This is a genomic window from Pseudomonas sp. NEEL19 (assembly GCF_028751975.1).
Classification (GTDB): domain Bacteria; phylum Pseudomonadota; class Gammaproteobacteria; order Pseudomonadales; family Pseudomonadaceae; genus Aquipseudomonas; species Aquipseudomonas juntendi.
The window spans coordinates 897,975-909,459 of record NZ_CP081491.1; the positions used below are offsets into that span (position 1 = coordinate 897,975).

Annotated in this window: 8 protein-coding genes; all 8 read right to left on the bottom strand. The window is 66.2% G+C overall.

Features of this window, described 5'->3' with window-relative positions:
* Positions 1-4: 4 nt before the first annotated feature.
* The 8 genes from K4A76_RS04080 to K4A76_RS04115 all read right to left on the bottom strand — a co-directional run bounded on the left by K4A76_RS04080 (position 5) and on the right by K4A76_RS04115 (position 11,479).
* Positions 5-3,097: a multidrug efflux RND transporter permease subunit gene (locus K4A76_RS04080; protein ID WP_009685177.1), complete on the bottom strand. Its 3,093-nt coding sequence runs from the start codon at positions 3,095-3,097 to the stop codon at positions 5-7.
* Positions 3,094-4,257, bottom strand: coding sequence for an efflux RND transporter periplasmic adaptor subunit (locus K4A76_RS04085; RefSeq protein WP_274411618.1), 1,164 nt, complete (start codon positions 4,255-4,257; stop codon positions 3,094-3,096). The genes K4A76_RS04080 and K4A76_RS04085 overlap by 4 nt, the downstream gene beginning before the upstream one ends.
* 165 nt (positions 4,258-4,422) lie before the next feature.
* On the bottom strand, positions 4,423-5,157 hold the full coding sequence (locus tag K4A76_RS04090) for a YkgJ family cysteine cluster protein (RefSeq protein WP_274411619.1): 735 nt from the start codon (positions 5,155-5,157) through the stop codon (positions 4,423-4,425).
* A complete protein-coding gene (locus K4A76_RS04095; RefSeq protein WP_009685180.1) occupies positions 5,154-5,465 on the bottom strand; it encodes a hypothetical protein in 312 nt (103 codons plus the stop codon). The genes K4A76_RS04090 and K4A76_RS04095 overlap by 4 nt, the downstream gene beginning before the upstream one ends.
* An 87-nt stretch (positions 5,466-5,552) precedes the next feature.
* Positions 5,553-6,452, bottom strand: a complete 900-nt coding sequence (locus tag K4A76_RS04100) for a chemotaxis protein (protein ID WP_009685181.1) — start codon at positions 6,450-6,452, stop codon at positions 5,553-5,555.
* 244 nt (positions 6,453-6,696) lie between these two features.
* The gene (locus tag K4A76_RS04105; RefSeq protein ID WP_054890297.1) at positions 6,697-7,881 is read right to left on the bottom strand and encodes an HlyD family type I secretion periplasmic adaptor subunit; all 1,185 of its coding nucleotides are present in this window, start codon (positions 7,879-7,881) and stop codon (positions 6,697-6,699) included.
* Positions 7,878-10,046 carry a type I secretion system permease/ATPase gene (locus K4A76_RS04110; RefSeq protein ID WP_110678775.1) on the bottom strand — a complete coding sequence of 723 codons (2,169 nt, stop codon included), beginning with the start codon at positions 10,044-10,046 and terminating at the stop codon, positions 7,878-7,880. Before K4A76_RS04110 ends, K4A76_RS04105 begins: the two co-directional genes overlap by 4 nt.
* A complete protein-coding gene (locus K4A76_RS04115; RefSeq protein ID WP_274411620.1) occupies positions 10,043-11,479 on the bottom strand; it encodes a TolC family outer membrane protein in 1,437 nt (478 codons plus the stop codon). The genes K4A76_RS04110 and K4A76_RS04115 overlap by 4 nt, the downstream gene beginning before the upstream one ends.
* Positions 11,480-11,485 lie beyond the last annotated feature (6 nt).

An 11,485-nucleotide genomic window follows, 5' to 3' on the forward strand; every position in this document is an offset into this window, starting at 1 on the left:
TGTCCTAACTGGCACTTGGCGCTGCCGCGCGGGCAGCCTGACGGCGATGGAACAGGCGCTCCAGGGCCAAGTATATGACCGGGGTGGTGAACAGCGTCAGCGCCTGGCTCACCAGCAGGCCGCCGACCACCGCAATGCCCAGTGGCTGGCGCAATTCGGCGCCGGTGCCAAAGCCGAACATCAGCGGGACCGCGCCGAGCAGCGCGGCCAGGGTGGTCATGATGATCGGCCGGAACCGCGTCAGGCAGGCCTGGTGGATCGCCTGTTCCGGGGAAAGGCCCTGCTGGCGCTGGGCTTGCAAGGCAAAGTCGATCAGCAGGATGCCGTTTTTCTTGACGATGCCGATCAGCAGCACGATGCCGATCAGCCCCATGATGCTGAAATCCTGGCCCATGGCCCACAGCAGGATCAACGCGCCAAGGCCCGCCGAGGGCAGGGTGGAGATGATCGTCAGTGGGTGGACAAAACTTTCGTACAACACGCCGAGAATGATGTACACCGCCACCAGTGCCGCCAGGATCAGCCAAGGCTGGCTCGCCAGCGAGCTTTGGAAGGCCTGCGCCGCGCCCTGGAAGTTGCCGCTGATCGAATCGGGCATGCCCAGCTCGCGCTGGGTACGTTCAAGGATGCTCACCGCATCGCCAAGGGCCACGCCGGGGGCCAGGTTGAACGACAGGTTGGCGGCCGGGAACAGGCCGTCGTGGCTGATCGACAGCGGCCCGGTGCTGGGCGGCGCCACATGGGCCACGGCCGCCAGGGGCACCATTTCATTGCTCAGGGGCGAGCGCAGGTAGAAGTAGTTGAGGCTCTCGGCTTTGCCGCGCTGGCGCGCATCCAGTTCCAGAATGACCTTGTACTGGTTGGTGTCGGTCTGGAACTCGCTGATCTGGCGCTGGCCGAAGGCGTCGTACAGTGCCTGGTCGACGTCTGTAGTGGTCAGGCCGAAACGGGCGGCGGCCTGGCGGTCGATGTCGATGCGCGTGACGCTGGCCCCCAGTTGCAGGTCATTGGACAGGTCGCGCAGCGCCGGGTTGTTGCGCAGCCGCTCGGTCAGGCGCTGGGTCCACAGGTTGAGCGCCTCGGCGTCGTTGCTCTTGAGCACGTACTGGTACTGGGTGCGTGAAGGGCCGGAGCTGAGGTTGATGTCCTGGCCGGCGCGCATGTACAGCACGATCCCCGGCACCTGGGCCAGCTTGGGGCGCAGGCGGTCGATCAGTTCGCTGGCCGAGACATCCCGCTCGCCACGGGGCTTGAGGGCAATCCAGAAACGGCCGTTGGCGATGGTCTGGTTGCTGCCGGTAACGCCCACCGAATGCGAGAACGCGCGCACCGCCGGGTCGGCACCGATGATTTTCGCCAGCGCCTGATGTTTCTCGATCATCGACGGGTACGACACATCCGCGGCCGCCTCGCTGGTGCCAAGGATGAAGCCGGTGTCCTGCAGCGGGAAAAAGCCCTTGGGGATGGCCACGTAGCCCACGACCGCCAGCGCCAGGGTCACTGCGAACACGCCCAGCGTTACGCGCTGGTGGGCGAGGGCACGGTTCAGGCCCCGCTCGTACCAGTTGACCAGGCGTTCGCCGAAACCGCCCTGGTGCCCGCCAGGTGGGCGGTGCATGAACAGCGCACACAAGGTCGGCGCCAGGGTCAGCGACACCACCACTGAAATCAGGATGGTGGATGTGGCGGTCAGGGCGAATTCCTTGAACAGCCGGCCAACCACCCCGCCCATGAACAGCAGTGGGATGAACGCTGCGATCAGCGACAGGCTGATCGAGACTACGGTGAAGCCGATTTCCCCTGCACCCTTGAGCGCTGCGGTACGGCTGTCGTCGCCGGCTTCCAGGTGGCGGTGGATGTTCTCCACCACCACGATGGCATCGTCCACCACGAAACCCACGGAAATGACGATGGCCACCAAGGTCAGGTTGTTCAGGCTGAAGCCCAGCACGTACATCAGTGCGCAACTGGCGATCAGCGATACACCGAGTACGCTGGATACCACCAGCGTCGCTGACCACTGGCGCAGGAACAGCGCCATCACCCCGATGACCAGCGCCACGGCGATCATCAAGGTCAGTTCCACCTCATGCAGCGAGGCGCGGATGGTTTGCGTGCGGTCCTGCAGCACCGACACCTCGACCGAGGCCGGTAGCATTTCCTGCAGCTTGGGCAGCGCGGCCATGACCCGGTCCACGGTGTCGACGATATTGGCGCCGGGCTGGCGGAAGATCACCAGGTTCAGCCCCGGCTGGTCGCCGGACCAGGCCTTGACGTAGGCGTTTTCCGCGCCGCTGACGACCGTGGCCACGTCCCGCAGGTACACCGGGCTACCGTTGCGGTACGAGACGATCAGTTGCGCGTAGTCCTCGGGGTGGAACAGCTGGTCGTTGGCGGCCAGGGTCGACACGCTGTGTTCGCCGTACAGGGCGCCCTTGGCCAGGTTCAGGCTGGTTTGCGCAATGGCCTGGCGCAGGTCGGCCAGGGTCAGGCCGATGGCGGCGAGTTTTTCCGGCTGCGCCTGCACGCGGATCGCCGGGCGCAGTTGCCCGGTGATGTTGATCAAGCCGACCCCTTCGATCTGGCTCAACTGCCGAGCCAGCAAGGTTTCGGCGTAGTCGCTGAGGTCGTTGCCGGGCATCTGGCTGGAGCTGACTGTCATCACCAGCACCGGGCTGTCGGCCGGGTTTACCTTGCGCCAGGTGGGCGGGTTGGGCAGGTCTTGCGGCAGGCGCGCAGTGGCGGTGTTGATCGCCGCCTGCACTTCCTGCGCCGCCGTGTCGATGTTCTTGTCGAGGGTGAACTGCAGCACCAGGGTGGTCGAGCCCAGCGCACTGCTGCTGGTCATCTGGGTCATGCCGGGGATGGCACTGAATTGCACCTCCAGCGGGGTTGCCACCGACGAGGCCATGGTTTCCGGGCTGGCGCCGGGCAGTTGCGCGGTCACCTGAATGGTGGGGAAATCGGCCTCGGGCAAGGGGGCGACCGGCAGCCGTGGGAAGGCGATGGCGCCCAACAGCACCAGGGCGAAGGTCAGCAACAAGGTGGCGATGGGGTGGTCGATGCACCAGGCCGAAACACCGTTGCGCGTGTTCATGGCTGGCTCCGCTGGTCTGCCATGGCCGGCGCTGTAGGCGCATCGGGGCTGACCTCTACCCGTGAACCGGGCTTGAGCCGCGACTGGCCATCGAGCACCAGGCGCTCACCCGGCTTGACCCCGGCAATGACGTTCAGCTCGCTGTCCTGGTACAGCACCTTGACCGGCACGCTGGTGACCTTGTCGCCGTCCAGGCGGTAGACGAAGTGCCCGTCCACCCCACGTTGCACCACCGGCGGCGGGACCACCAGGGCGTTTTCTTGCACGGCGGTGCGCAGGCGGACGGTGACCAGTTGCCCCGGCCACAGGCGGCCGTCCTTGTTGTCGAATTCGGCTTTGACCCGCACGGTGCCGGTGGTGGCGGAAACCTGGTTGTCGATCAGCGCCAGGTGGCCTTCGCCAAGCAGGCTGCGTTCGCCGTCAGCGTCCATGTACGCCTGCACCAGCGCAGGTGCCGGTGCCGTGAGCAGGCGTTGCAGGGTTGGCAGCATTTGCTGGGGCAGGGCGAACTCGACGGCGATCGGGTCGATCTGCGTCACGCTGAACAAGCCTTGCGTGTCACTGGTGCGTACCAGGTTGCCCGGGTCGACGTTGCGAATGCCCACCCGGCCAGTCACCGGCGAGCGGATCCGGGTGTACGACAGCTGCACCTGGGCGTTGGCGATGGCTGCCTGGTTGCCTTTGACGGTGGCCTGCAACTGGTTGACCAGTGCCTGTTGCTGGTCGAGCTGTTGCCTGGACACGCCGTTATCGCGGCTGAGCAGGCGGTAGCGCCGCAAGTCCACTGCCGCCACCTGGATCTGCGCCTGGCTTTGGCCGAGCAGGGCGCGCGCCTGGTCGAGCTGGGCCTGTATGGCGCGGTCGTCGAGGGTGGCGAGCAAGTCGCCCTGCTTGACCCACTGGCCTTCCTTGACCAGGACCTGGGTCAGTACCCCCTCGACCTGCGGGCGCACCTCGACGCTGTGCAGCGACAGCACCGAACCGATGGCGCTGGCGTAGCGGGGTACGTCCTGTTGGGCGACGGTTACCACCCGCACCGGGATGGCCGTTTGCGAGCGGGCGGCGGGGGCAGGCTGGCGCTGGGCGAACCAGGTACCCGCTGCTACCAGGGCGAGCAGTACCAAGGCGGCAAGCAAGGCAGAGCGGAACGGACGTCGCATTGGTGCGGGTACCTTGGCCAATGGGGAGGGTGGTCAGTCATTCCATCTTATAGCCGCCGAACCGGGTCGGCAGCGTGACCGCTGGCTGACAACCGTGTCAGTTTCAGATAACCGGCTGCACGGTCTGCTCCCTCGCGGGTGAACCCGCGCCCACCACCTGCAGGGCTAGAAACCGATAAAGGCGTAATACACCGGGGGCTCGTTGGTGGTGTGCAAACCATGCCCCTGCAAGCCCGCCGCCAGCGTCTCATCCTCCACATGCAAGGTCCACTGTGTACCGCCATCATTCGGCACCTGCGCCAGCGCCCCGGCAAACGCGCCCATGTCCGGCAGGTAGGCGGTAAACCCGTTGCCCTTGAGCGCACTGGTGGTCATGCCCAGTGCCTGGCACACCGCCACCTTGGCGGCAATGTCGTCACGGTCGGCCTGGCGCGAAGCCTGCACCAATGCCTCCAGCCCGGCATCCACCAGTTGCGTGCCGTGAAGCAGCGCAGGCCCCTGCTGCCAGGCTTCTGGCGGGCAGTCCTTGGCCTCTGGGCGCAGGGGGAGGTGCGGGTTGATTTCGACCGGGTAGATGCGGCAAACCAACGGCCGTTGCTCATAGATGCTGCACCGGTCGTTGTCGTCCAGGTTGCGGCAGCGGCCGGGGTTGAACGCGGCAAAGGTCACCGACACCCGCGCCTCGCCATTGCCACAGGCTACCGGGTACGAACGGCGCAGCACATGCTCACGTTGCTCCACCGGCATGCCCGGGCCATCGGTGACGAAGGCTTCGATCAGCACAACCACCTGACCGCCGTCAGTTGCCCAGCGGCCTGCCTCGGCCAGGGTCAGGGGGACATGGTGGCCGCTGCAGCACTTGCCGCATCCGGTGCAGCCAAAACGCAAGGTGGCGGTCACTTGGCTTGCGGGCTCCATTCGCTGACGAAGGCACGCTGCTGTTGGCGGTCGTACAGGCACAGCTCGGTGCCAGTGCGCTGCTGCATGTGCTTCTGCGGGTAGACACCTTCGACCAGCAAGGCACTCATGCCTACCTGGTCATCGAATTCGGCGGGCTTGCCGCGGGCGTGGGCGTCCTTGAACTGGCTGGCCGCCAGGCAGGCTTTGAGCATCTGCTGGCGCTGCGTGTTCCAGGCCTGGCTGCTGGAAGCCTGGGCGATACCGCTGAAAAGGGCGCAGCCGATCAGGATGGAGCTGAGATACTTCATGGCGGGTTCCGGCAAATTTATTGCGAGGGCGCGAATTATGCCCGACTTGCCCCCGGCAGCAAGCCGGGGAGTTTGTCGCTGAATATATCAGTGCTCGGCGAACACCACGGCGCGTGCTGCCACCACCAGACAATCGGTCAGCTCCGGCGAGGAAAACTTGGTGAGGATGGCATTCGCCCCGGCCTGGGTTGCTTTCTCGCTGCTCATGGCGCTGTCCAGCGAGGTGTGCAGCAGCACGTACAGGTGCTGGAAGTCGGGGGTTTCACGCAGGGTTCGGGTGAAGGCGTAGCCATCCATCTCGCTCATTTCGATATCGGAGACGACCACGTTGATCTCCTGTGCAGTGCCTTGCAGTTCCAGCAGCACATTGATCGCGTCCTTGGCGCTGCGCGCGGTGTGGCACTCGATGCCCAGGTTGCGCAGGGTGTGCACCGACTGCTGCAGGGCCACCTGGCTGTCGTCCACCACCAGGATATTGGTGGCGGCCAGCAGGCTGGCGTCTTCTGCGCTTACTGAGCCGCGCGCTGGCTCTGGCGCAGGCGGGGCAATGCCGTGGATGACCTTCTCGATATCCAGCACCTGCACCAAGGTGTTGTCGACGCGGGTAACACCGGTGATGAACGAGCGGTTGCCCGAGGCATAGGGCGGCGGTTTGATGTCGGTGCTCAGGCAATGCACGATGCGGCTTACGGCCTGCACGTGCAGGCCCTGGCGCGAACGGCTGATCTCGGTGACGATCAGGCAACCGCCTTGCGGGTCCTCCAGCGGCTGCTCGCCGATGGCACGGGACAGGTCGATGACCGACAACGAATGGCCACGCAAGGTGGCTACGCCTTTCACGTGGGGGTGCGACTCGGGCAGCTTGGTCAGCGGCGGGCAGGGGATGATCTCGCTGACCTTGAGCAGATTGATTGCCATCAGCTTGCCGCTGCGCAGGGTGAACAGCAGCAGCGACAAGGAGTCCGCGCGGGCTTTTTGCGTGGCCATGGTGACCTTCGGTGGGAAACGGGGGGATAACCGGTTATCGGCCAGGTCAGGCTGGGCTTTAGGGCGCAATCCGCCGCAGATCAAGAAGGCTGAGCAACCCTGTAGGAGCGGCCTCGTGTCGCGAAAGGGCTGCAAAGCAGCCCCGGGGTTTCAGCACAGATGCACAAACTGCAGGGGCTGCTTTGCAGCCCTTTCGCGACACGAGGCCGCTCCTACAAGGGCCAGCGCTTGGCAGCAGTGTGGATCAGCGCTCGCGCAGGGCCTCCTTGGCCCGGTTCAGCGGTTTGATCAGGTAATCGAGGATGGTTTTCTCGCCAGTGCGGATATCCACCGTGGCAATCATCCCCGGGACAATCGCGAAGTGCTTGCCGGCCTTGTTCTTCAGGCTGTCCTGCTCGGTACGGATGAACACGCGGTAGTAGTAGATTTCCGGTTTCACCTCGTCTTGCAAGGTATCCGGCGAAATACCCACCACCTTGCCATCCAGCCCGCCATACACCGAATAGTCATAGGCACTGATCTTGACCTTGGCCGCCTGGTCCGGGTGGATGAAGGCAATGTCGCGCGGGGCGATGCGGGTTTCGATCAGCAGGCGCTCGTCCATCGGCACGATTTTCATCACCTGGCCACCGGGCTGTACCACGCCGCCCAGGGTGTTCACCTCGATGTCCTTGACGATGCCGCGCACCGGCGAACGCAGGGTCAGGCGGGTGAGCGAGTCGCTGCGCCCGCGGATCACCTCTGACAGGCTGTCGGCCTCGGCGCTGGCCTTGGCCAGCTCTTCCCGGGCGCGCACCAGGTAGTCGGACCGGGCCTCGTTGGCTTTGAGTTCAAGCTCCGAACGCTGGCGGTTCAGGCGGATGACCTCGACCCGGCTGGAGGCGCCCATTTTCGCCAGGTTTTCGGTGATCTTCAGCTCGCTGCGCACCAGCCGCAGCGAATCCTCGATGCCGGCCAGGGTCTGCTCCAGGCCACGGCGGCGGGTCTGGTACAGCGCCGTTTCCGCTTCGATCAGCTCGGGCGAGTCGCGCAGGCTGGCCGGGAAGGCCAGCGGCTTGCCGGTCACCTCGGCTTGCAGCCGGGCCTGGCTGGCCTTGGCGGCGCGGTACTTGGCCTCGCTTTCGCCCACGCTGGAGGCGGTCTTGGTCGGGTCCAACTGGGCCAGTACCTGGCCGCGCTCGACCAGGTCGCCTTCGGCCACGTTCATCTGCGCGACGATGCCCCCTTCGAACGACTGGATCACCTGCTCCCGGGAGCTAGGGATGACCTTGCCGGTACCGGTGGAAACCTCGGTCACCTCGAACCAGGCGGCCCAGGCCAGGAACGCGGCCAGCATCAGTGCGCTGAGGGTGATGAGGCGCCCGGCGCGGAATACGGCCTGGTCGTCCTGCCCGTCCAGGTAGGACGCCGGGAGTTCGTGGTTGCTCATGCCTGCGCTCCTTGCAGTTTGGCCAATGCGGCATCGCGGGTGTCATCGATGACGATGCGCCCACCGTCGAGCACCACAATGCGCTCGACCCGTTGCAGCACGCTCAGGCGGTGGGTAGCGATCACCAGCGTGCGGCCCTGGCAGAAGCGCTCCAGGTTATCCAGCAGTTTGCGCTCGGTCATGTCGTCCAGCGATGCCGTAGGTTCATCCAGCAGCAGCACCTGTGGCTGGCGCACCAACAGGCGCGACAGCACCAGCGCCTGGCGCTGGCCGCCAGACAGGCCCAGGCCGCCTTCGAGGATGAGGTGGTCCATGCCCTTGGGCAGGCGGCGGACAAAGTCCAGCGCCCCGGTGGCAGCCAGCGCGGCCACCAGTTCCTGGTCGCTGGCCTGGCCGGCGCCGAGGGTCAGGTTTTCCCGCAGGGTGCCGTGGAACAGCCGCGCGTACTGCGGCAGCAGGCCTACGTCGCGGCGCAAGTCAGCAGGGTCGAGGTGGGCCAGGGCGATGCCGTCCAGGCTGACCTCGCCCTGTACCAGGTCCATGGCCCCGCCCAACGCCTGCAGCAGGGTGGACTTGCCCGCGCCGTTGCGGCCGAGCACTGCAATGCGTTCGCCCGGCTGAATATCCAGTTGCCCAATGTTGAGCACCGGGGGGGATTCTTCGCTGTAGCGGAAGTTGGCCTGGCGCAGGCGGTATTCACCGCGGATTGCCGGCAGGTGCACGCGCGCTTCGCCTTCGGGGTGGTCGACCGCCGACTGCATCAGCTTGTCCAGGCCTTGCAGGGCGACCTTGGCCTGCTGCCAGCGGGTCAGCACATGGGTCAGCTGGGCCAGCGGCGCCATCATCCGCGACGACAGCATCGACGCCGCCACCAGGCTACCGGTGGTGAGGTCGCCGGCGATCACCATCGGTGCACCGACCACGATGACCACGGCAAACACGGCACCTTGCACGTTCTGGGTCCAGGTCACCAGGCCGTTGGTGAGCGTGCGCAGGCGCAGGTTGGTGTGTGCACAGGCTGCGTTGTACTGGTTCCACTGGCGCTCGAAGCGTGCCTCGGCCTGCAGCGCCTTGATTTCGTCCAGGCCCTGGATGCTTTCCACCAGCATGGCGTTGCGCAGCGCCGACTCGCGCATCGAGGCGTTGGCCAGCCGCGCCAGGCGCCGCTGCGCCAGCAGGCCTGGCAGCAGCATGGCCAGCAGCGCCACCAGCGGGATGAACACCAGCACGCCGCCGATCAGCCAGAACACGAACAAGAACAGCAGGAAGAACGGCAGGTCGGCCAACGCCGTGGCAGTACTGGAGGTGATCAAATCGCGGATCGACTCCAGCTCGCGCAGTTGCGAAATGAACGAGCCGGTGGACTTCGGCCGCACCGAGTTGCGCAGGCGCAAGGCATGGCCGTAGACCAGGTCACTCACCCGCAGGTCGGCGCGTTTGCCGAGCAGGTCGGTGACCTTCAGGCGCAGCAAGCGCATGCTGAAGTCGAACACCAGCGCCAGCACCACGCCGCCGAACAGCACGTACAAGGTGGGCAGCGATTCTGCCGGGATCACACGGTCGTAGACCTGCATCGAAAACAGCACCCCGGCCAGCGCCAGCACGTTGGCCACCAGCGAGGCGACCATCACTTGCCCATAGGGGCGCAGGTCGCGCAGCACGATACGGGCGAACCAGTGGCGGTCGTAGGGGGCGGTATAGTCATCGGTGCGCACATCGCGCAGTGGTCGCGCCGGGCGCAGCAGCGCAACCCGGGTGATGCGGCCCTTGAGCGTGGCGCGGGGCAGGCGTGTGGTCAGGCCCTGGTCACCGGCGAACACCACCGCCAGGTCATCTTCTTCGGTGACTGCCTCGACGACGGCCAACTGGCCATCGTCCAGCTCCAGTACCAGCGGTGTACGCCATTGCCGCAGGCCCTTGGCATCGAAGCGCACGAAGCGCAGTGCCAGGCCGGCCTGGCGGGCCATGTGGCGAAGAATTTCGTCCAGCGGCCGGGCATCCTCCACCGCCGCCAGGCGAATACGCTGGGGCGACACGTCCAGGCGGTAGTGGTGCGCCACCTGCAGCATCACCTCCAGCCACGGCCCCAGGTCAGGCCGTTGGGCCGCCTCAGGCGCTGCTGCCGCTGGCTGGGTGGGCAGGGTTACATTGATCGAATCGCTCATGGCTGGATCTCCACACCTTGCAGGTTGCGCCCCTCAAGGCCAAAGGCCGCGCGCAGCGCGCCGGTGTTGTACAGGCAGTCGACATCCAGGCGCAGCAGGTCGGAGCGGGTGCCGGCAAGTTCGAACCGTGACTGGTAGATCTCCTGCTCGGCGTTGAGCAGGTCGAGCAGGGGCCGTGTGCCCAGGTCCAGATACTGGCGGCCATAGAGCATGCGCGCCTCCTGGATGCTGACCTGGCGCGCTTCCAGCGAACTCAGCCGGCGGCCCAGCCCGGAGGTTTGTGCCTGGGCCTCGGCCAGGCCACGCCGTGCCTGCAGGCGCGCGGCATCTTCGGCGGAGTCGGCGGCGCTCAAGGCGTGGCTGGCAGCGCGGCTGCGGGCGCTGATCGCACCACCTTGGTAGATCGGTACCTCGACGTTGAGGTAGATGCCCGCCTGGGTGCGGTCCATACGTGAGTTGTCGCGGTTGTAGTCGTTGTCCAGGTAATGGTTGACCTGGGGCTGCAGCGACACGGTCGGGTAGGCCTCGGCCTTGGCCTGGGCCAGCTCTGCCTGGCCTTGCGCACGCTGGGCCAGGGCCATCAGCACGGCCGGCAGGCGATCATCGTCTTGCGCAGGCCGCTTGCAGGCCTGGTTCAACGCCGCAGGCGACTGCTCGGCCAGGGCCGGCGGGGTCACGCGGCCCATCAGCGCGGCCAGGGTGGAGCGCCAGCGCTCGTATTGCGACTGGTACTCCTCCAGGGTGGCTCGGGCGCTTTCCACGCGGGATTCGGCCTGTACCACGTCGGAGCGGGTGCTGGCGCCCATGTCGCTGCGCTGGCGAGCCATCCCGGCAATGTCGCCCACCCCGCGGATCTGTTCGCGGGCAATGGCCATCAACTGTTCGTAGCGGCGGGTTTCGATCCAGGCATAGGCGGTGTCACGGGCCAGGTCGTCCACCACCAGCAGGATATTGGCCTGGGCCCGCGCGGCGGCGGCCTGCGCCGCGTTGACGGCGCTGTCGACCTTGCCGAAATCGTAGAGCATCTGCTTGAGCGACAGGTTGAGGGCCTGGCTGTTGCGATCGCCCCCGTAGCCGGTGTCATAACCGGTGCGGATACCGCCGGAAATCTGCGGGTAGTAACCCGCGCGGGCGACGTTGATGCCTTCGCCCTGTTTGTACAGGTTGCCGATCGCTTCGGCGATGCTGGGGTGCCATTGCGCGGCCTGCAACACCGCCTCGGTCAGGCCCAGGCGCTCGCCACTGGCGACCGGGGCCATGCCGGTGGGTGGCCGCGCAGGCACCGCCGCGGGCGCATCGCGTAGCAGCGATGGCCCGATGTGGCGCAGGTGGGGGTCTATATCATCGGCTGCCTGGGCAACCGGTTGGAGATTCAGGGCCAGGAGCCCGCAGGCTCCAAGCAACAACGGTGACAGCGGACTGCTTCGCTTCACATAGTT